Source organism: Streptococcus parasanguinis (assembly GCF_040908565.1).
GTDB classification, from domain to species: domain Bacteria; phylum Bacillota; class Bacilli; order Lactobacillales; family Streptococcaceae; genus Streptococcus; species Streptococcus parasanguinis_AC.
In genome coordinates this window covers 42714-63351 of sequence record NZ_JBDGEA010000010.1, presented here as the reverse complement: position 1 = coordinate 63351, position 20638 = coordinate 42714, and the positions used below count along the sequence as shown (strand labels likewise).

The 20638-nt window shown below is 40.0% G+C and carries 18 protein-coding genes; 2 read left to right on the top strand and 16 right to left on the bottom strand.

Translation table 11 applies throughout. The features are described 5' to 3' along the window. Positions 1-455 precede the first annotated feature (455 nt). Positions 456-824: a hypothetical protein gene (locus tag AB5Y61_RS06320; RefSeq protein ID WP_006596364.1), complete on the top strand. Its 369-nt coding sequence runs from the start codon at positions 456-458 to the stop codon at positions 822-824. A 300-nt stretch (positions 825-1124) separates the two neighbouring features. Further along, positions 1125-2195 carry a tyrosine recombinase XerS gene (gene xerS, locus AB5Y61_RS06315; RefSeq protein WP_003001539.1) on the top strand — a complete coding sequence of 357 codons (1071 nt, stop codon included), beginning with the start codon at positions 1125-1127 and terminating at the stop codon, positions 2193-2195. A gap of 86 nt (positions 2196-2281) precedes the next feature. Here xerS and AB5Y61_RS06310 read toward each other — a convergent pair whose 3' ends face one another. The 16 genes from AB5Y61_RS06310 to AB5Y61_RS06235 all read right to left on the bottom strand — a co-directional run bounded on the left by AB5Y61_RS06310 (position 2282) and on the right by AB5Y61_RS06235 (position 20606). Further along, positions 2282-2923, bottom strand: a complete 642-nt coding sequence (locus AB5Y61_RS06310; protein WP_368403546.1) for a hypothetical protein — start codon at positions 2921-2923, stop codon at positions 2282-2284. 115 nt (positions 2924-3038) lie between these two features. Beyond that, complete coding sequence (locus tag AB5Y61_RS06305; protein ID WP_368403545.1) at positions 3039-3929, bottom strand: C39 family peptidase; 891 nt, start codon at positions 3927-3929, stop codon at positions 3039-3041. A gap of 375 nt (positions 3930-4304) precedes the next feature. Next, positions 4305-4931, bottom strand: coding sequence for a putative bacteriocin export ABC transporter (locus AB5Y61_RS06300; RefSeq protein WP_368403544.1), 627 nt, complete (start codon positions 4929-4931; stop codon positions 4305-4307). Position 4932: 1 nt separating this feature from the next. Further along, a complete protein-coding gene (locus AB5Y61_RS06295) occupies positions 4933-6942 on the bottom strand; it encodes a DUF1430 domain-containing protein (RefSeq protein ID WP_368403543.1) in 2010 nt (669 codons plus the stop codon). A gap of 218 nt (positions 6943-7160) precedes the next feature. Then, the gene (locus AB5Y61_RS06290) at positions 7161-8150 is read right to left on the bottom strand and encodes a lipoate--protein ligase (protein WP_368403542.1); all 990 of its coding nucleotides are present in this window, start codon (positions 8148-8150) and stop codon (positions 7161-7163) included. Positions 8151-8379: 229 nt separating this feature from the next. Continuing rightward, positions 8380-10083: a dihydrolipoyl dehydrogenase gene (lpdA, locus tag AB5Y61_RS06285; RefSeq protein WP_368403541.1), complete on the bottom strand. Its 1704-nt coding sequence runs from the start codon at positions 10081-10083 to the stop codon at positions 8380-8382. 41 nt (positions 10084-10124) lie between these two features. Next, on the bottom strand, positions 10125-11168 hold the full coding sequence (locus tag AB5Y61_RS06280) for a dihydrolipoamide acetyltransferase (protein WP_368403540.1): 1044 nt from the start codon (positions 11166-11168) through the stop codon (positions 10125-10127). A gap of 427 nt (positions 11169-11595) precedes the next feature. Further along, complete coding sequence (locus tag AB5Y61_RS06275; protein WP_003011072.1) at positions 11596-12588, bottom strand: alpha-ketoacid dehydrogenase subunit beta; 993 nt, start codon at positions 12586-12588, stop codon at positions 11596-11598. Positions 12589-12604: 16 nt separating this feature from the next. Further along, positions 12605-13573, bottom strand: a complete 969-nt coding sequence (locus tag AB5Y61_RS06270) for a thiamine pyrophosphate-dependent dehydrogenase E1 component subunit alpha (protein ID WP_049497866.1) — start codon at positions 13571-13573, stop codon at positions 12605-12607. 213 nt (positions 13574-13786) lie between these two features. Further along, positions 13787-14953, bottom strand: a complete 1167-nt coding sequence (locus AB5Y61_RS06265; RefSeq protein ID WP_368403539.1) for an acetyl-CoA carboxylase biotin carboxylase subunit family protein — start codon at positions 14951-14953, stop codon at positions 13787-13789. 21 nt (positions 14954-14974) lie between these two features. Continuing rightward, positions 14975-15715 carry an esterase family protein gene (locus AB5Y61_RS06260; RefSeq protein WP_368403538.1) on the bottom strand — a complete coding sequence of 247 codons (741 nt, stop codon included), beginning with the start codon at positions 15713-15715 and terminating at the stop codon, positions 14975-14977. A 38-nt stretch (positions 15716-15753) separates the two neighbouring features. After that, positions 15754-16581: an alpha/beta hydrolase gene (locus AB5Y61_RS06255; RefSeq protein WP_031573204.1), complete on the bottom strand. Its 828-nt coding sequence runs from the start codon at positions 16579-16581 to the stop codon at positions 15754-15756. Positions 16582-16674: 93 nt separating this feature from the next. Then, positions 16675-18009, bottom strand: a complete 1335-nt coding sequence (trmFO, locus tag AB5Y61_RS06250) for a methylenetetrahydrofolate--tRNA-(uracil(54)-C(5))-methyltransferase (FADH(2)-oxidizing) TrmFO (protein ID WP_368403537.1) — start codon at positions 18007-18009, stop codon at positions 16675-16677. 141 nt (positions 18010-18150) lie between these two features. Beyond that, on the bottom strand, positions 18151-19107 hold the full coding sequence (locus tag AB5Y61_RS06245; protein ID WP_368403536.1) for a hypothetical protein: 957 nt from the start codon (positions 19105-19107) through the stop codon (positions 18151-18153). A 133-nt stretch (positions 19108-19240) separates the two neighbouring features. Then, complete coding sequence (locus AB5Y61_RS06240) at positions 19241-19945, bottom strand: DUF3307 domain-containing protein (protein ID WP_368403535.1); 705 nt, start codon at positions 19943-19945, stop codon at positions 19241-19243. Next, positions 19929-20606 carry a SatD family protein gene (locus tag AB5Y61_RS06235; RefSeq protein WP_368403534.1) on the bottom strand — a complete coding sequence of 226 codons (678 nt, stop codon included), beginning with the start codon at positions 20604-20606 and terminating at the stop codon, positions 19929-19931. Before AB5Y61_RS06235 ends, AB5Y61_RS06240 begins: the two co-directional genes overlap by 17 nt. Positions 20607-20638 lie beyond the last annotated feature (32 nt).

Sequence of the window (20638 nt, the reverse complement as noted above, 5' to 3'; positions counted from 1 at the left end):
TCAGTAGATCCGTGAGATTTGCTGATTGTTTTGTTAAAAAAGACATACAGTAAAACTAAAAGTTTATGTACAATTGACTTAACAAGGCTTAAACGATTGATACAACTGAAATAGAAGCATAAAGTATATTCTTTAAGTAGTGTACTTTATTTTTGTTTTGTGCATTATTTTAGAGTGTTATTTTGTATGTTATTTAGTACATTATATCATCTAATCTAAGAAATCTATTTGTACATTTTTTTCAATAATAATTAATGTAAAAAAAATTGAAAGTTCAAAATGTGGAACTAGTTTCACATACAATAAATTGAATTCTAACGTATTCATGAATATAATTAAGTTGGGTAGGGTAGAGATTTACCCAGAAAGGAGATTTGCTGTAACATAAGCATTCTAAGTAAGAAACCAACTGGTTAGTATACTCTTAATAAATTAAAAGAAAGAAGGTTTAAAAAATGACTAAAAAAATTTTACCTTTAACATTAACTATTTTGACTGTGGGATTAATTTCATTTGCTTTATTAAACCCTGTTATTGCCAATTCGTTAGGAAGTGCTCAAAAAGAAAATCAAACAATTGAAATTTATAAGGAACTTCTAAAAAACAAGTCAGAAAAAGAAATTAACGAATATTTCTTAAACCTACCCGATGATCAACTAATTATTGCGGACGATTCAGGTGGATTTTCAACTAGCTCAACCAACGATTACAGTAACCCAGTTGAAACAATTGATAAAGATGGCAATAAAGAAGTAAAATCATTTCAAGATAAAACTGTATCAGCAACAATCGGTGAAATTAAAGAAGCATTAAAGAATAACTAGAGAGTAAGCGAAATATGCCAGATTATAAGAGTTCTATTTATATGTAGAACTCTTTTTTACGATTAGTTATTGAATAACATAAGAAAATGTACATTTGAAAAAATATTTAGTTTTCACTTAAATAAAGTACATAATTAAGTATAATTGGCTTAAAAAATTTTTTTGGTTATCTTCGTTATAGAAAGCGATACAAAACATTCCTATAGATCCCCTATAACATCTTTCCGAAAAACTATAATTTTCTTGAAAAATATATCTGGCTATGCTATACTACTAGTATAGAAAGATTTGGAGAAAAACATGAAACGCGAGATCTTATTAGAACGGATTGATAAACTCAAACAAGTCATGCCCTGGTACGTATTGGAATATTACCAATCGAAACTGGCCGTTCCCTACAGTTTTACGACCTTGTACGAATACTTAAAGGAATACGATCGATTTTTCACCTGGGTTTTGGAATCTGGTATATCGGATGCTGATACCATGGCCGAGATCCCTTTAGACGTTCTGGAGCACATGACCAAGAAAGACATGGAATCCTTTATTCTTTACTTACGTGAACGTCCTCTGCTCAATGCCAATACAACGAAAAACGGGGTTTCCCAAACGACCATTAACCGTACCCTCTCTGCACTATCTAGTCTCTATAAGTATTTGACTGAGGAAGTTGAAAATGAGCAAGGAGAACCTTATTTCTACCGCAACGTCATGAAGAAGGTTGCTACCAAGAAAAAGAAAGAAACCCTGGCGGCCCGAGCTGAAAATATCAAACAAAAGCTCTTTTTAGGGGATGAAACAGAAGGTTTTCTTAACTACATCGACCAGGAGTACCCGCAAACACTCTCAAATCGCGCCTTATCCTCCTTTAATAAGAATAAAGAGCGAGATTTAGCCATTATCGCACTCCTTCTCGCCTCTGGCGTCCGTCTCTCTGAAGCCGTTAACCTAGACCTTCGTGACCTCAATCTTAAGATGATGGTCATTGACGTCACTCGAAAAGGTGGAAAACGAGACTCAGTCAATGTTGCTGCCTTTGCTAAGCCTTATCTGGAGCAATATCTTGCTATCCGAGACAAACGTTACAAGACAGAAAAGACTGATACAGCTCTATTCTTAACCTTGTATCGAGGTGTTCCAAACCGAATTGATGCTTCTAGTGTTGAAAAAATGGTCGCCAAGTATTCAGAGGACTTCAAAGTGCGCGTGACCCCCCACAAACTGCGCCATACACTAGCAACTCGCCTCTATGATGCAACCAAATCCCAAGTTTTGGTCAGCCATCAACTAGGACATGCTAGCACACAAGTTACCGACTTGTATACGCATATCGTTAATGATGAGCAGAAAAATGCCTTGGATAGTTTATAAGGTACATAATATAAATTATGTAATATTTTGGTGTTAGAAAAAGAGCGTAGGACTTTTTTATGGTATCTTACGCTCTTTTATTCTTTCTATAAAAATTCGATCCAATAATTACGGTGTGGCTCAATAATGACTGGTTTTCCCCAGAATGATTTTAGATAGGCCAAGTTTGCAGGGGTGACCGGTCTTTTTTCACCATTGAACTTCTCTGCACTCTCTTCCGTTAAAAAGCATTTAACTGCTTCATATGGTGTGCCATCGCTCGCTATTCGATCAATTCCTAAATAAGCAATTTCATCACCGGCTTTTGGAATATCTGTAAATAGTTTACCAATAAAATAAACTGTCTTATCTTTCATTAATTCATAAGCCTTACTATTTTCCAGTCTGTTATTCGCTGCAGCGTACATAATACAAAAACTGTCCACAATATCTTTCAAAGGCATTAATTCTTCTTTGCTGACTATAATTTCGTCGGGAGCAAGTCCGCCAAGGATTAAATTTTGATAATGAAGTTGCTGGATGATATTATCTAAAGCCATTCCTAATGGTAGTTGGACAGCTTGATAGCCTAATGGTTCGAGCTCTTGCTTTTTCCGGTCAAGGTGTTCTTGTGTAATACTGACATTTAAATCGTAAGGACTGGAAGATTGTTGCTTGCTAAAAAAAGCCACTACTATACGATCTAACTGTTCAAATAGACCAAGTTTTTCCACTGGAATTTTCATCATCGAATATGATCCTCTTTTTTGTTCAGATTTCCTCTATATTTTACTCTCATTATTTTTGAATATCAAGAAAAGAGACCGTGTCATGAACTAACTTTCGTTTTACGACTATATTTTCTCACCAGGCATAATTTTTCTCACCACACGTAGCCATTGCTGCTAACAACTCCTCTGGTGTCAGCTTCTTCAAACCTCCATAGCTAGGATCCTGTACATGTTTATCGGGGTCTAAATAATAGATTGCTGAGATGTCCTTGCCATCTGCTGTCAATTCATAGCCAACTCCAACAACATTATGTTCCCCACTTTTTCCAGGATAGATTTGTGCCACATTGAAGGTGTAATAGAGAGGATAGCCATCATCAATATCTTTGCGCACGCGTTCTTTAAAGATTCGGATATCTTCAGAATCTGGACGAGCGTCTGTTACAGTAGCTAGTCGATAACCTGCTTGGTTTCTACTTGGTTCTGGATAGCCAAATAGATTCTGATTCAAGACTCGAATCGCATCTCGATTATGAGTCCCATAGGGATTATAAGTCCCCATTTCCTTAGCCAATTGATGTTGAGAGACGCTAACCCCTCGACTAGCCAGCATCATATGGACTGTCGCCGGAGCACAGAAATACCATTCTTCTTGAAGTTTTAGAGGAATAGGCAATAGTTTTCGGACCCCTTGATTCTCTTTTGACGATGTTTCTTGTTTGACCGACTGAGAAGGTTGCGTATTCTCTTGCGATGAGGCTTGTTCCTCGCTTGAAGATGGCAAAGTTTGCTGAGTTCCTGCTTCTGCGCCACCTTCCTTAATTTTTAATCGCTCTGCTACCTCTGCTGGCATTGGAGGATTAGGTTCTGTACGTTCCTTTGTTTCTACACTGACTCTTGTTGATGAAGCAGATGTGACCTTACGAGAGCTGGAAGGACTTGTTTTACTTTCTTTTGGTGTCTCTGTACAGCCAGATAAACCAAGCAAAGCTAGAAATACAAGAAATAAATGAACTTTTCTCATGATTTTTCTCCTTTCTACCATTCCTGATAGCGCATTACGGAGTATTCATTTCGATAGATTTCACCTTTTGGAATCTCACTATACTTCTTTTTGAATTGAATCCATAAAATTCCTTTATCTGATAGCAAAATTGGTCCATGATCATATAAATAATGAATCTGATGTCTTAAATCCCACAAATAATATTGAGATTTAACACGCTCCTCACTTCTTCTTTCTCCCATATATGTGAGATAAATATTGCGATATATGGAGGTTTCTGCCTGTGAAGTAGAAAATATCTTCTTATGTTTTTTATTTTCAAAGGTAAATGAAACATCTTTATTATTTGCAACCTAGTTAATATAAAAAATTCTACCATTCTTCAGCCATGGACTAGTTGAGTTTTACCACTTCGTCAGCTTTTTCCCAAATTACTGGATTATGGGTTGCAATAATGATTATACGCTCTTGATTCTTTAACATTAAGAGCAAGTCCATCACCTCTTGTGAGGTTTCTGGATCCAGTGCTGCAGTTAGTTCATCTGCCAAAATTAAAGGTGGATCTTTTAAAATAACTTTAGCTAATGCGACACGTTGCGCCTCTCCCCCAGATAATTCATAAATCTTTTGATCCAGAGCAAGGTAAGCCAATCCTACTTTTTTGAGCACTTCTTCTTCCTGCTGCTTCTTCTCTTTTTTCGTTAATTTTTGCCCAATCAATCCCAAATCTAAATTTGTAGCGATCGTCTCGTTTTCAAGTAGGCCAAAGTTTTGAAAGAGATAACCTAATTCACGCTTAAAGAAGTGATGCTGTTTGATTTGTTTCAGTTCTTGCCCTTGATAGCTTATACTCCCTTCTTCATAAGGCTCTATCTTCGCCAAAATATTAAGCAAGGTTGTTTTACCACACCCGCTATTTCCGATCAGAGCATAGACCTTACCTTCTGTAAATTGCAAGCTCAAATCTTGAAAGACCGTTCGTTGGCCAAATGATTTGGTTAAATGTTCTACGCTAATCATATTAGGCTCCTTTCAGTACAGTGGCTAACAAGTGGTCTTCTTTATGAGACCGGTACAGGAGAATAAACCAAGCATTAGTAAGAAATAGCAAGAGAGTGACAAGAGCAATCCACCATTCTGAAGTGAGAATGAATACCAGGAAGCTTCCTAATAGTAAGAGGACACTTTCTGAGAGCAAAATCGTTTGGTGAATGTTTACAAATCCCAGACCTGCAATCTTCTTCAAGAAGATTTGTTTTCTAAACTCTTCAAAATATAGGAAATTCATAGTGTTAAAAAGAAGAACAGATGTTGCTATACCAAAGACTCCTCCTGCAATCGCCATGAGATTTTCTATTTGTATGTTTTGGGCCATTTGCTGGTAAACGTCCACTGCATAGTCGTACTGACTAACACTTTTTTCAAGATTATACTCAGCGATTAGCTTCTTACTATTCTGAAGTCCATTAAAATAAAGGTAGGAATTTAGATCGGTGAAATATGGATTCACATAGCCTCCAAAACTTTCAGGTTGAATAACCACTAAAATCGGATCGGTCAAGAATTGCTGATAGTTCATAGGGGTATTGTTATAAATAAAGCGTTTTCGGTTGTTAGGAAGATAGGTCACCCGTGCTTTCATGGGCAACTGACCCTTTCCTTGTTCATCTTTAGGAGTCAGATAATCTTCATACCGTTTTTTCAGCTCCTCTTCTTGACCCTTCAACTTTTCAGGGAGCAAGAGTCCAAATTCTCCAGCTTGCAAGTGATTCAAGCGCTCTTTTTCCTCAGGGGAAACTGAGATCCTTTGGATATCAAGATAATTTGGAGTGACATACAGGCTATTGGCAAGAGGATCGTAATCTGTGATTGAAAACTCTTTACCTGTACTAGGATCCGTCATAACTCCTTTTGGACTAAAAAATACGAGGTGATGGTAAGCTAAAAGACCACCATTTTCAATACCAGACTCGATGAGCTTAGACCATTTTGCTCTGTCCTCAATTTGCGTCTCTTTGTTTGTTTTCTGTGAAAAATCCTCCCGACTTGTACTAATTTGGACCCAATTCGACTGTTTTGACCAAGCCTCACTTCCCTCTTGGTGAGTTTGCCAGACTGATCCATAAATACTGATTCGATGAATCGCAAGGCCAATTAATGCCACAGCGAGAAATTGACAAATAAAGAGGAAAACCAAAATTCGCTTCAATGGAACCTTCCCTTTTAAAAGGGGAACTAAATGAATCGTTTGAATACTATATGCAAAGAGGAAGGATAAGAAAACAGATAAAATTAGTAAAATACCATTGTAAATAATACTACTGAAAATGACGATGGAATAGGAAAAAGGTGTCAATTGAAAACAATAAATCAGAACAGCACCCATTATACTTGCGCCAATACATCCCAAAAGCAACTCTATACTATCATCTTTTAGAGAATGTCCGAGAACTTGCAAGCGTCTCATTCCTGAAATATATCGAATCCCAGCACTTCTCATTTCAAGTGTTTTTTGTATAATCGTCAAAGAGCTAAAACTAATGATAAAAATAACCAAGGCAAGTGATTGTGAACCTGAGCCAAAAAAGGCAATTAAGGTCTGCAGAGGATTCGGTTTCTCAATAAAAGTTTGTGAGAAACCAAGAGTATGAAGAGTTTGATCCAGCTTTTCAGTTTCCAATTCACCTGTTAATACATAATAATTCGTTAGCAGGCTTTCTTTGGCAGCCAGTTCTTTCTTCTCTCTTTTAATTCCAAGAGGAAGTTTTCCCTCTCCGTAGATATCATAGGTGAAAACAACCTGACCCTTAGAATCTGTTCTTTGTATCTGACTAGCAATTATACTATGATTTTCCCTTGCCAAGCGGTCTAAACTGGAAGATAACTCTTCATATGTGACGCTCTTATCTTGTCTTACCACACCTACTACCGGAAGACTGCGGTGGATAACCATATTTGGAGAAATAAAGGCAATCCAAATCAAAAAGCTAGAGATGAAAAGGTTTGATAAAATAATAAAGACACGTTTCATATCATCACACTTTCTAAAGCAGAAAAGGAAAGTAATACCTAGCTAGTCAATTAATTTCGTTGTTTAATAATTACTGAGTTTTACAAATTACAGTTACATTCTCTGTAAGCGAATACACTTTTCCACCTTTACTATACTACAAAATCCTTAGTAAAACAATAATTTTTATGTGAAACTAGTTTCAAAAAAAGATCCGCTTCTGCGAATCTCTTATGACTTTATTCCACCACTGCCTCAGCAATTTCTTCTGCAGTGATTCCTGCGAAGTAACGACCTAGGTTAATGGTTTGTAGGGCTTTAAGAACGTCTTCGCGTTCGTATTTGACACCACGAAGGACATCTTCTACTGCTGCTACGTCTTCGATACCAAAGAAGTCTCCATAAATCTTGATGTCCTGGATTTTGGATTCAATGACATTCGCGAAGATTTCCACCTTACCGCTAGGGAATTTAGTGCCACGACGAACGTTATATTCAGGTGACTTCCCATAGTTCCAGTCCCAAGTTCCAAACTTAGTATCTTTGATACGGTTGATCTCTGCCAATTCTTCATCTGAGAAGACATACTCAGTCATCTCAGGGTATTCTTTCTTCATGTAGTCTAAAAGCAGGTCACGGAACTCTTCAACCGTGATCTTTTCTGGCAACTCGTCGATGATATTGGTCACACGAGCACGAACCGATTTAACCCCTTTAGACTCAAACTTGTCTTTAGACACCTTGAGAGCATTGGCAAGGACAGACAAATCCACATCAAAAAGAAGGCAACCATGGTGCATAATCCGGCCATTGATATAGGCTTGGGCATTCCCACAGAATTTCTTACCGTCGATTTCCAAGTCGTTACGGCCTGTAAATTCAGCTTTAACACCAAGTTCAGCTAAAGTATTGATAACTGGAGTAGAGAAGCTCTTGAAGTCAAAGGCCTTGTTTTCATCTTCTTTCGAAATGATGGTATAGTTAAGGTTGTTCAAATCATGGTAAACAGCTCCACCACCACTGATTCGACGGACTACTTCAATTCCATTTTCACGAACATAGTCACGGTTAATTTCTTCGATGGTATTTTGGTGGCGACCAACAATGATCGATGGTTTGTTAATCCAAAGAAGGAAGATTTGATCCTCATCCAATAGATGCTTAAAAGTATACTCTTCTAAAGCAATATTAAAAGCTGTATCATTTGAATAATTAATAATGTATTTCATAGTAATTCCAAAAATTCGTTTTATAAATCCTACTCATAGCAAGATGAGCATTAGACAGAAATAGTTGAATTTCACTTAAATTTTCTGAAGTAGTAAAAAGAAATGTAACGATAACTCGTTACATTTCTCGGAAAAATTGAGACAAGTGGCTCAATTTTTAGGCATGGAACTCTATGAGAGGTCGCTGCCGTCCGTACTACTTTAAGAAAATCTAATTGAAAGAATAATATTATTTCTTCTTAGGTGAGTGAACTGCCATTCCAAGTACATCCGCAAAGGCTTCGTACATCACTTCTGAGAAGGTTGGGTGACCATGAATGGTCTTGAGCATTTCTTCTACAGTGATTTCCATCTCAATGATGGTAGAAGCTTCGTTGATCAATTCAGCTGCTGCTGGACCAATGATGTGAACTCCAAGAACTTCACCATATTTCTTGTCTGCAATGACCTTAACGAATCCTTGAGCTGCATCTGATGCAATGGCACGTCCGTTCGCCGCAAAGTTAAACTTACCGATTTGGACATCATATTTCTCACGAGCTTGTTCTTCTGTCAAACCAACAGCGGCAACTTCTGGAAGTGTGTAGATGGCTGCAGGAGTTAAGTTCAATTTGGCAACAGCGTGGTTTCCTTTAAGGGCATTTTCAGCCGCTACTTCACCCATACGGAAGGCAGCGTGGGCCAACATCTTCGTACCATTGATATCACCTGGCGCATAGATACCTGGAACAGATGTTTCCATGTATTCATTGACCTTGATACGACCACGGTCTAATTCAAACTCCACTTCACCAATTCCTTCAAGATCTGGAACACGTCCGATTGAAAGAAGAGCTTTGTTTGCAATGATATCGTCTTTTCCTTCAACCTTGATACGGAGTTTGCCATCTTCTTCAATGATTTCTTGCAGTTTAGTATCTGTCAAGATCGTCATACCTTTGCGTTCGAGGATCAAGCGAAGGTTCTTAGATACTTCCGCATCCATAGCTGGAACAATGCGGTCCATCATTTCAATAACAGTTACTTTTGAACCAAAGGTCATAAAGGCTTGACCAAGCTCGATACCGACAACCCCACCACCAATGATCACAAGGCTTTCTGGGACTTCATTCATATCCAAGATGTCATCACTCGTCATGACAAGGGAGGACTCCATACCAGGAACGTTAATCTTGCTGACTTTAGAACCACCAGCAAGGATAATCTTCTTCGTTTCAAGCAATTCAGAACCATTGACCAAGACATTCTTATCTTTCGTAATGGTACCAATCCCCTTATGAACATCAACTCCGTAGCTACGAAGAAGTCCTGCAACACCACCAACCAAAGTATTTACGACCTTGTTCTTAGTTTCAAGAACCTTGTCCATATCAACCGTGAAGCTAGGATTGTCAATGATGATCCCACGGTTTGCCGCATGACCGATATTTTCAATGATTTCAGCGTTGTGTAGGTAAGTCTTAGTTGGGATACATCCGCGGTTCAAGCAAGTTCCACCAAGTTCAGATTTTTCAACAAGGGCAACCTTACCACCCAATTGAGCTGCCTTGATAGCAGATACATAACCAGCAGGACCACCACCGATCACTACGATATCATAAGCATCATCGCTCTTATTGTCATCATTTGAAGCACTTGTTGCAGCTGGTGCAGGACTCGCTTCTGGTGCTGCACCAGCTGTTGGGATGTTCTCCCCTTCTTCACCAAGATAACCGATAACTTCTGTTACAGGAACAGTCTCGCCGTCCCCTTTTAAGATAGCAATCAAGTAGCCATCTTCTTCAGCTTCCAATTCCATGCTAACTTTATCTGTCATGATTTCAAGGAGAATTTCTCCTTCTTTTACAAATTCGCCGACTTTTTTATTCCACTGAACGATTTGTCCTTCGGTCATATCTACGCCGGCTTTTGGCATAATTACTTCTAAGGCCATTTTATTTCCCTCTTTTTCTTGTTTCTATTCTCTCTCGTTGATTAGACCAACATTGAAATCGGGTCTTCAATCAAGGCTTTCAAGTCTTTCATGAATTTGGCACCAGCCATACCATCGACAACACGGTGGTCAATGGTCAAGCCCAAGCTCATGATTGGACGAATGACGATTTCACCATTAACTACAACTGGTTTTTCAACAGTTGCGCTAACCCCAAGAATGGCAGAGTTTGGTTGGTTGATAATCGGTCCAAAAGATTGAACACCAAACATCCCCAAGTTACTGATGGTAAAAGTTGAATTTTGCAATTCGCTTGGAGCAAGCTTACCATCCAAGGTACGTCCGATAACGTCCTTGAAGGCTACCACCAACTCTGATAAAGTCATCTTTTCTGCGTTATAGACAACAGGTGTCATCAGACCATTGTCCATCCCAACCGCCATAGCCAAGTTGACATAGTTGTGAGTGATGATGGTTTTGCCATCTTCCGTCAATGACGCATTGATGTATGGGTGTTTCATCAAGGTCTTAACAACCGCAAGAGAAAGCAAATCTGTTACAGTGACTTTCTTGCCAGTTGCTTCCATGATTGGATCCAATACCTTCTTACGAAGGGCCAACATTTGAGACATATCAACGTCATAGTTCAATGTAAAGGTTGGTGCTGTCAAGTAAGATTCTACCATCCGTTGAGCGATTACCTTACGCATTGGTGTCATCGGAATTCGCTCGATTTCACCATAAGGTGTCACATTATCTGGAGCTTCCTCCACCTTCTCGATTTGAGCAGGTGACTTAATGGTATCCTTCTCAATATTTTCAGGAAGGAAAGCAAGGACGTCCTTCTTCATGATCTTGCCACGATGACCAGTTCCTTGGATTTCTTGCCAAGCAATATTGTGTTCTAAAGCAATTCGTTTTGCAAGTGGTGAAATGCGAACCACATTTGTGTCTTTATATGTTTCCACGTCTTCTTTGTGGACACGACCGTTTGCGCCTGAACCAGAAACATCATAGAGGTTGATCCCTAGATCATCCGCTAATTTTCTAGCCGCAGGAGTCGCTCTTAGCTTTTCATCAGCCATGACCTCTCCTATTCTATACTAAGATATCAAGGACGAAGAGGACAAAGAAAAAATAGGAGATTGACGATGTGTTCGATGAACACAAGGAAATCTATCTTTTTTTCACAGGCCTCCGTCCGGATTCAATTATAAGATACTAAGGGCGTCAAAAGTCAAAGTGAAAATAGGAAACTTGACGAAGAAACTTTAGTTTCTAGGAAAGTTTATCTTTTTCACACAGACTTTAGCCCGAGTTCAGTTCTACAAGCAACTTGGATACATGCGTATCTCAAGTTGCTACGGTTGCCGCTATCAGGCGGTCAACCTAGTAGACTTACTAATTCGTTCGTCGAATACCATCGATTCGACTCTCTCATGTCGCATTTTTCAGATAAAAAACGAGAAAGAAAAACGAATTTCATTCACATAAAATAATTTATGTTATGTACTATTCTTTATTATACGTTTTCCGAATGGCATCTTTGATGCTTTCAACTGTTGGAATCATTGCATTTTCAAGGTTTTGTGCGTAAGGCATTGGCACATCTTCCCCCGCACAACGACGGATGGGTGCATCCAGGTAATCAAATGCTTCTGATTCAGAAATGATAGCTGAGATTTCACCGATATAACCACTTGTTTTATGGGCGTCATTGACAAGGACGACTTTCCCTGTTTTCTTAACAGAATTAATAATAATCTCTTTATCAAGTGGAACCAAGGTACGTGGGTCTACTACTTCTACTGAAATGCCTTCTTCAGCTAATTCTTCTGCTGCTTGCATGACACGACGAAGCATTTTCCCGTAAGTTACGACAGTGACATCAGTACCCTCACGTTTGATTTCTCCGACACCAAGTGGAATAGTATAGTCGGGATCAACAGGAACTTCCCCTTTTTGGTTGAATTCTGATTTGTACTCAAGAATGATAACGGGGTTGTTATCACGGATAGAAGACTTGAGAAGTCCTTTCATATCCGCTGGAGTTCCTGGAGCAACAACTTTCAAACCAGGAATATGGGTGAACCATGATTCCAAAGATTGGGAGTGTTGAGCTGCAGATCCAACTCCGTTACCGGCAGCACAGCGAATGGTCATCGGTACTTGCCCTTTTCCACCAAACATGTAACGCGTCTTCGCAGCTTGGTTGACAATAGCATCCATGGCAATCACTGAGAAATCCATGAAGGTCATATCAACGATTGGACGAAGTCCGGTCATGGCTGCACCAGCTGCAGCACCTGAGATAGCAGCCTCCGAAATTGGACAGTCACGAACACGTTCTGGACCGAATTCCTCTAGCATCCCTACGGAAGTTCCGAAGTCTCCACCAAAAACTCCGACATCTTCCCCCATCAACAATACATTTTCGTCGCGACGCATTTCCTCAGACATAGCAAGGATAATGGTATCGCGGAAAGACATTAATTTAGTTTCCATAATTCTCTACTCCCCCTTAGTCTGCGTAAATATCTTCGAAAGCTGATTCGAGTGGAGGGAATGGGCTTTCTTCCGCAAATTTCACTGAAGCTTCAACGGCTTCTTTCACTTCTTCTTGAATCTGATCCAATTCTTCTGCGCTCGCAATTTCATTTTCAAGGAGATACTTGCGAAGATTTTCAATCGGATCTTTCTTCTTCCACTCTTCGACTTCTTCACGAGTCCGGTATTTACCAGGGTCAGATGAAGAGTGACCAAGCCAACGATAGGTGACACTTTCGATCAAGACAGGACCTTTACCGGAGCGGACGTGTTCAACAGCTTTTTGGAATCCTTCATAGACATCAATGACGTTGTTACCATCAGGAATAAACATTCCAGGAATGCCGTAAGCAGCACTACGCTCATGAATGTGCTGGATATTGGTCATTTTCTTAATGTCAGCAGAGATTCCGTAACCATTATTAATACAGTAGAAAATTACTGGTAGGTTCCAGATGGAAGCCATATTGACCGCTTCGTGGAAGACACCTTCATTGGTTGCACCATCCCCAAAGAAGCAGACAACAATCTTACCAGTCTTATGCATTTGTTGAGTAAGGGCAGCCCCTACAGCAATCCCCATACCACCACCGACGATACCGTTGGCACCGAGGTTACCAGCATCAAGGTCAGCGATATGCATAGAGCCACCCTTCCCTTTACAAGTACCAGTATACTTGCCAAGGATTTCAGCCATCATGCCATTCAGGTCGATACCTTTAGCGATCGCTTGACCGTGACCACGGTGGTTAGATGTCAGCAAATCATCGTCGTTTAAAGCCAACATCGCTCCAACGTTAGCTGCTTCTTCCCCAACAGAAAAGTGCGTCATTCCTGGCACTTTCCCTTTTTTTACTAACTGTGCAATTTTTAAGTCCATGCGACGGATTTCTTCCATTTTACGGAACATTTCCAATAAGAGACTTTTATCTAATGTTGCCATTATTTCGCCTTTCTAAGCAATTATTCATACTATTTTATTCTATCTCACTATGAAAACACTGTCAAAACAAATGCTCATTTCCTTTCACAAACTAATCCGTCTAGAATACTGATAGATATGAATTCCCAAACTGTTATATAAAAGATTCACAAAGTCGTTTTTTAATACGGATAAGCAAAAAACCGATAGGATCCTATCCTACCGGTCGTTATCTTATGATTGGCGTTGACCAAAGTCATGAATCATTTGTTCCATTACTTCACGACTAGGTGTTGTAAGCATATAGAGGTAATCTCCCTGAAGTTCCGCAAAGGCCGCTGGCATGTCTTTTTTCACACGGAATTGATCACGGTATTTAGCCAAAACTTCTTCTTCTGACAGAGCATAGGCTGCATTGGCACGACGAGAAGTTGCCAAGCAATAAAGGGGCTCAAACTCAGAAGCTGGGAAGGGTTCCCCTGCTACGATGGCAGCATAGCCACGGTACAAATCGATAGAATGTGCATAATTGTAGACATCAATGGTAAAGCCACCTGCAGGGCGATTATTGTACTCGATCGCAATATAGTCATCCCCATCGCGGAAGAACTCAATGTGGAAGAAACGTTCCTTCATGCCAAAGGCTTTGACAATGGCTTCCCCGTATTGACGCAATTTTGGATCCATCTCTTTAAGGACATAATAAGAGTTATCCATCTTGTAGAGCATCAAATCGAGTGGCGTATAAGCATAGTCAAAAGTCGTTGAGAAAACAATGTTGCCATCACGATCGACCAGACCATCAAAGGTACAAATCTCGCTAGAAGTGACAAATTTCTCAAAGAAGTACTCCGTATGTCCATCCCATTCTGCCTTGAAATGATCTACATCTTCTGGTGTTTCAAGTTTAAAGGTCGCTGCTGCACCTACTCCATTGTCAGGTTTGGCAATCAATGGCAACCCAATCTTCTTCACAGCCTTGTCGATATCTTTTTCTGCTTTTACCACAGCACCTGGAACGACAGGAACTCCAGCCTTCTTGAAGAGTTTCTTCATTTCGGATTTAAACTTGGTTTTCTTCAGATCTTTTGGCTTGGCACCAAAGACATTGAATTGCTCCCGAAGCGCCGCATCCAATTCCAACCAATACTCATTGTGGGATTCGATACGATCGATTGGACCATGTTTGTAAAAGAGAAAGGCTACCGCACGCTTCACTTCGTCCAGATTTTCCAAATTTTCAACTCGGAAATACTCTGTCAAGCTATTGCGCAATGGCTCATCTAACTGTTCATATGGCTCTTGACCAATTCCCAAGACAGTGATCCCTTTATTAGCCAGTTCGATTGTAAATTGTTGGAAGTTTTGTGGGTAATATGGTGAAATAACGATATAATTCATTGAGGTCTCCTCCCTTTTCACTTATAGATACATTTGGCCTAGGAAATATGGCATTTGTTTGCGCCACCATTCCCAATCGTGGGCTACATCATGTCCCCATTCAGCGAACCAAGCGGGAATGTTTTTGTGATCAAAGGCTTCTTTCAGTTTGTAGAAAGATGGAAGCCCGTCTTGCTCCCAAGCCCCTAAACCAGTACAAACAACGATTTCAGCCTGACGGTAACGATCGATAAACCAACCATCATTTTGGTTCCAGATATAATCAGATGGAGAGTTTTGGTAAATAGCTTCATCCCCTCCAAACTCACCAACAAAGAAACGAGCGTCATAGATACCACTCAAGGCAATCACTTTGTTGAAGACATCTGGATGTTGCAAGAAGAAATTGAGCGCGTGGTAAGCCCCCATAGAACAGCCAGTTGTCATCATCGGGTCAAACCAGCCTGTTTTGTGTTTGATAAAAGGAATGGCTTCTTCAATCACATAGCGTTCATAAGTGCGATGCATTTCAGCTCGATCGTGTGGGTTTTTCCAATCACAAAGCCAGCTTTCACTATCGACACTGGAAAGGGTGAAGAATTGAACCCGTCCTTCTTCGATGAACTGAGCACAGGCATCAATCATACCAAAGTCATAGTATTCGTTATGACTTCCACCTGATGAAGCAAAGACCACTACAGGAATCCCTGCATGTCCATAACGGTTTAGATACATTTCGCGGTTCAGTTGGCCACTCCAGTGGCTTAGATGTTCAATATTCATAGGTTCCCTCTTTCTTTATTATAAAACTTTAAAAGCTTCTAGTCCCACTTCTCTGCTAAGAAACGAAGACATTCCGGTAAATGCTCTGCCCAGGCTTCTTCATGGTGGATAGCCCCAGACTGAATCCGAATGGCGATATTTTCTAAAGCTACTCCTTGTTGAATGACATCATGATAGTAACGAAGAGATGAATCAATATAGGCTTGCTTGATGTTTCCTGCCATCAAAGTTTTATCTGTATCATCCGCCTCTTCAGTCCCCACATAGATGTAGATGCGTTGATCTGCATATAATTTTTTGCGTTCGATATAATGATTGAAGGCATCTTGGTGTAGCCAGTTAGCGGATGAAAAGACCCCTAAACAACCGATTTGATCTTGGTACTCTAATCCCAAGAATTGAGTAATATTTCCCCCCAAGGAAGAACCAATCATGGCCGTATGTTCTCGATCAGCAAGAGTCCGGTATTCTTGGTCGATAAAAGGTTTCACCACCTCCATGACAAATTCGCCGTACTCAACTCCCTTGCCACCAAATTGCATGCCAGGAATATTGGATTCCTTGTACTTCCAGGCAGAGTATTCGTTCATGCGTTGGAAACCATCATTATCGATCGCAACAACAATCATGCGACTAATATCTGGATTCCGCTTAATGGCTGGAATGACTTTCCAGGAATGACCCGCATAAGCTTCCTTGCTGTACAAAACGTTTTGCCCATCGTGGAAATAAACCACAGGGTAACGTCTATCTGTATCCGTTTCATAATTCTTAGGTAATAAGACTCGCACACGACGGAGTTTTCCGGTATAAGGCACTTTCAACTCGTGTGTCTTCATATCTAAATAAAAATAGGATTTGTTCATTGTCAGAAAACTCTCTATATTCTAAATTTTATTCATTATACCATTTTTAGAAGAAAAAGTCTGGATTTTCTCCAAACTTTTTCCTTTATTGGGTTATTTTTCCATAAACTGAGCCAAATCTTGTAAAGAACGTTCGGCAATTTTCTCATAACGTTCCTTTTTATCCCGAATGCGTGGTCCTTCTAGCTCTTTGATAATCCCGAAGTTGACATTCATGGGTTGGAAATGCTTGCTGTCGGCATGAGTGATATAGTGAGCCAGACTTCCGATGGCTGTCGTTTCAGGGAAAATCGCTGCTTCTTCTCCTTTGAAAAGGCGAGCTGCATTGATTCCAGCTACCAAACCTGAGGCAGCTGACTCCACATAGCCTTCTACCCCTGTCATTTGACCTGCAAAGAAGAGATTAGCTTGTTTCTTAGAACGATAAGTTTGTTCAAGCAGATTTGGAGAATCCATGTAGGAATTGCGGTGCATGACGCCGTATCTCACAAACTCCGCATGTTCCAAACCTGGAATCATTTGGAAAACCCGTTTTTGCTCACCCCATTTAAGGTGAGTTTGGAAGCCGACGATATTGTATAGGCTAGCTGCCGCATTGTCTTGACGTAACTGAACAACTGCATAGGGTGTCTTAAACTCCCCATCACGTGGCCCTTTGTAGTCATCTGGATACTCGAGTCCGACTGGCTTCATAGGACCATAGAGCATGGTTTTGATGCCTCGTTTAGCCATGACTTCAATGGGCATACAACCTTCAAAATACTTTTCTTTTTCAAAAGAGTTGAGCGGGGCTTCTTCTGCATTAACCAAGGCATCGTGAAAATCCATAAATTCTTGTTTGGTCATTGGGCAGTTGAGATACGCCGCTTCTCCCTTGTCATAACGAGACTTGAGATAAACCTTGTTCATATCGACAGTATTGACATCGATGATTGGAGCTGCTGCATCATAGAAATAGAAACCATCGCCACCATTAAGGGCATGGATCTTTTCTGCCAAGGCATCGCTGGTTAGAGGCCCCGTTGCGACCACTGTGATAGCATTTGTCGGCAATTCAGTGATTTCATCGCGAATCACTTCGATGAGCGGATGTTGGGATACCTTCTCCGTCACTCGAGTAGCAAAACCTTCTCGGTCCACAGCAAGTGCTCCACCGGCTGGCACACGAGTCGCTTCCGCTGCTTCAAGAATGACAGAACCCAAACGGCGCATTTCTTCTTTGAGGAGCCCGACAGCATTGGTTAGAGAATCCCCACGAAGAGAGTTGGAACAAACTAGCTCAGCAAAATTGTCTGTTTTGTGTTGCGGAGTAGATTTGACTCCACGCATTTCATAAAGCTTGACCGGAATACCTTGTTGGGCAATTTGGAAAGCCGCTTCCGAGCCCGCAAGGCCCGCACCGATAACATTGATATAAGATTGAGACATGACACTAATACCTCTTTGGGTATCAAAACACCCCACTGGACTGTTAGACACCCACAAATCTTTCTAATTTTCTACTTGGTCTATTATACCAAAAAGCCAAGTAAAAAGACAAACAGGAAAAACCCTGACTGTCTTCGAAAATCATTGTTTATTGAAGCTGAATGATCTATAAGCATTCAGCTGATTTTTGTCTTCGTAACTAATGCTAAAGCCCACTTCTGTATTCCTAGGTAGTTTATCAACTTGAAGTATTTGAGCAAGTAAGTATTGAAAATCAGAATCCGTCCAATTTTCAATATCTTCATTAGTTACTTGTAGGTTTTGTCTTCGTAGCTCTTTTATATCAATGTCTATATCAATTCTAAAGGTCGAACGATTTTCAGCAACCCTTTTTAAAAGTAGATCTCGATTGCGAACAAGCGTTTCTTCATCAAGATTGTTGACTCTACTTGGGTCTAGGTCCTCAATTAAGGGAGTGAGTTCTTTGACATCTGTTTTTAAAATAGACTCTCTTTTTTCTTGCTCCTCAAGATAAGTTTCTGGATTTCCACTATATTCTTTTTTTGGCACCAAAGAATAATAGGAGTCAAATGAGTCTAATTCAACAGAGTTTTTAATATAAAGTTTCCTAATCGCATCATCGCTTAAAAATGTCGAAATCAAACTATCACTTTGAACTAGCTTATTGTATGCTTCGTCTAGCCTATCATAATTGTCATCACCAGAAACATACTCCATTTCTAGGCGATAGACTTTTTTCTTCGAAAAACCTAGGAAAATTTTCTTCTCGACTTCTTTAAGTTTCGGATTATATCTGAGGACTGGAGTTTTCTCAACATAATCTTTTTCAAAATCTACATAGACATCAACAAATTTTTCAGTTCCTTCAATGTAAATTGGAGATCCCTGATAGCCGAACGTATCAGCTGTCGAGTATCCTTCCGCTTTTAGCCCTGCAGCTTCTACTACGGAACGAATATTTGATATAGCCGCATTCGCTAAATCATTATCTACTCCGTTGTTACATGATGACAAAATTAATAATGTCAGCATAGGTAAGAGTACACTAATTACTTTCTTAATCGCTTTTCTTTTCATTTCTCCTCCTAGCATGCAATTTAAACAAAATCCTTATTTTCGTTACAGTTAGAATCTTAAAGGGATCAATTTCCAGTTGATTGGTGATCTTATAAAATTATCTATATTTTTTTGACATAGCATCCTTCCAGATTCATAGACACAACCAAGCTGCTAAGAGGGCAGAGAGGATACTGAATAAGGATCCAATCAAGTAATACTCCGCAAAGGCTGGATCCTCCGAAATTTTATTGTAGCGGGCGATAGATTTGGCCGTAAATACTAGGCCGATCGAAGCAAATTGTCCATAGAGCAGACAGGCTCCAATCACCAAACGCTCTAAAAAGCCAATCATGGATCCAGCCCCAGTGATCGTATCCATTTTCTTCTTGCTGGTGGGTTGATATTTAGTAAACAGAATTTTAAAGGCGATATTGCTTGGTTTCCCAACTAGGAGAACATAAAAGATCAGATTTAAAGGGTCCAAGGGTAGATAGGTCGTGCCGTTTTTAGCTTCAAAAAGGACTAGACAAGTAATGATACCAATATGCAAGACTTGATCCAAGGCAAAGGTCCATGCGGTTGGTAATTTCAATTGTTTCTGAACTATAGGTTTTAAGAAATCTATTCCCGCATGGGTCAGTAAAATGACCAAGCAAATCCACCACAAGTCCAGATGACAGAGGGAAACGACGATCAGAGGCAGAGCTACATATAAAATGTGAAGCCCTAGCACCTTCTTATCCTGATCCTTGCGATCCGCCATGTTTTGGCTTTGAAAATAATAATCTGATAGTAAATGACAAATCAACAAGAGAATCAAGTATGGATTCACTACGATACTAGACAATCCGCTCATCTTCCTCTCCTTTCACTGTGCTTTGTATACTAGCCAGGGCAGCTGCTCTCCCCCGTAAATAAACACGGATACTGCTACTCTTTAACCGTTTAGAGAGGGCACTTGGGTTGATAGATAGTGATTGAGCTAAATCCTGCTGACTAAAGGACTCGCTATATACGGATCTCTTTAGAAGATTGAGCAAGATCTCTTCTTGACTATCCCGCCAACCTGAACGAATGGCTTCTCCAGAAGCGATGAGGGCGTTCACAAAAAAGTCTTGGTTTTCCTTCCCGCTTGAAAAATAAATCTGGGTATTGCCATAGTCATTTTTCTGATGAACAAAATTGATGGCTGCGCGTGCATTCCAATAAGCTGGACCGTCTGCTCCAACACTTTGCAAGGGATCAATAGCTGTTACAATCTCCCCGAGGCCAATCCCAAAACGAAGTTGAGTGGGGGTCAGTTCTGAACGCAGGGTATCAATGATTTGAAAAATAGGAGCACCCACTTTTAAAAGTGCCTGAAACTCATCCCCCAAGGTCAAAGTAAAACGGGATACCAGGTAATCTCCAAATAATTCGTTCATCTTTTGAAGCGTTTTTTCTACCTGTTTTTGCAGGTCAAAACGTTCTTGTACCATTTTGGAATCGATGACATCTGCAATCAAAGCAAGATACATAAGCCCACCTCCTTGTGTCTATTATAACGAAA

What these genes read in the sequence shown, in the direction of transcription:
- AB5Y61_RS06310 (WP_368403546.1), bottom strand. Translation starts at nt 2,923, where the DNA reads ATGATGAAAATTCCAGTGGAAAAACTTGGTCTATTTGAACAGTTAGAT.
- lpdA (WP_368403541.1), bottom strand. Translation starts at nt 10,083, where the DNA reads ATGGCCTTAGAAGTAATTATGCCAAAAGCCGGCGTAGATATGACCGAA.
- AB5Y61_RS06255 (WP_031573204.1), bottom strand. Translation starts at nt 16,581, where the DNA reads ATGAACAAATCCTATTTTTATTTAGATATGAAGACACACGAGTTGAAA.
- AB5Y61_RS06265 (WP_368403539.1), bottom strand. Translation starts at nt 14,953, where the DNA reads ATGAATTATATCGTTATTTCACCATATTACCCACAAAACTTCCAACAA.
- AB5Y61_RS06280 (WP_368403540.1), bottom strand. Translation starts at nt 11,168, where the DNA reads ATGGCTGATGAAAAGCTAAGAGCGACTCCTGCGGCTAGAAAATTAGCG.
- AB5Y61_RS06260 (WP_368403538.1), bottom strand. Translation starts at nt 15,715, where the DNA reads ATGAATATTGAACATCTAAGCCACTGGAGTGGCCAACTGAACCGCGAA.
- AB5Y61_RS06300 (WP_368403544.1), bottom strand. Translation starts at nt 4,931, where the DNA reads ATGATTAGCGTAGAACATTTAACCAAATCATTTGGCCAACGAACGGTC.
- AB5Y61_RS06275 (WP_003011072.1), bottom strand. Translation starts at nt 12,588, where the DNA reads ATGGAAACTAAATTAATGTCTTTCCGCGATACCATTATCCTTGCTATG.
- AB5Y61_RS06290 (WP_368403542.1), bottom strand. Translation starts at nt 8,150, where the DNA reads ATGAAATACATTATTAATTATTCAAATGATACAGCTTTTAATATTGCT.
- AB5Y61_RS06245 (WP_368403536.1), bottom strand. Translation starts at nt 19,107, where the DNA reads ATGAAAAGAAAAGCGATTAAGAAAGTAATTAGTGTACTCTTACCTATG.
- AB5Y61_RS06240 (WP_368403535.1), bottom strand. Translation starts at nt 19,945, where the DNA reads ATGAGCGGATTGTCTAGTATCGTAGTGAATCCATACTTGATTCTCTTG.
- AB5Y61_RS06270 (WP_049497866.1), bottom strand. Translation starts at nt 13,573, where the DNA reads ATGGCAACATTAGATAAAAGTCTCTTATTGGAAATGTTCCGTAAAATG.
- AB5Y61_RS06320 (WP_006596364.1), top strand. Translation starts at nt 456, where the DNA reads ATGACTAAAAAAATTTTACCTTTAACATTAACTATTTTGACTGTGGGA.
- trmFO (WP_368403537.1), bottom strand. Translation starts at nt 18,009, where the DNA reads ATGTCTCAATCTTATATCAATGTTATCGGTGCGGGCCTTGCGGGCTCG.
- AB5Y61_RS06235 (WP_368403534.1), bottom strand. Translation starts at nt 20,606, where the DNA reads ATGTATCTTGCTTTGATTGCAGATGTCATCGATTCCAAAATGGTACAA.
- AB5Y61_RS06295 (WP_368403543.1), bottom strand. Translation starts at nt 6,942, where the DNA reads ATGAAACGTGTCTTTATTATTTTATCAAACCTTTTCATCTCTAGCTTT.
- AB5Y61_RS06305 (WP_368403545.1), bottom strand. Translation starts at nt 3,929, where the DNA reads ATGAGAAAAGTTCATTTATTTCTTGTATTTCTAGCTTTGCTTGGTTTA.
- xerS (WP_003001539.1), top strand. Translation starts at nt 1,125, where the DNA reads ATGAAACGCGAGATCTTATTAGAACGGATTGATAAACTCAAACAAGTC.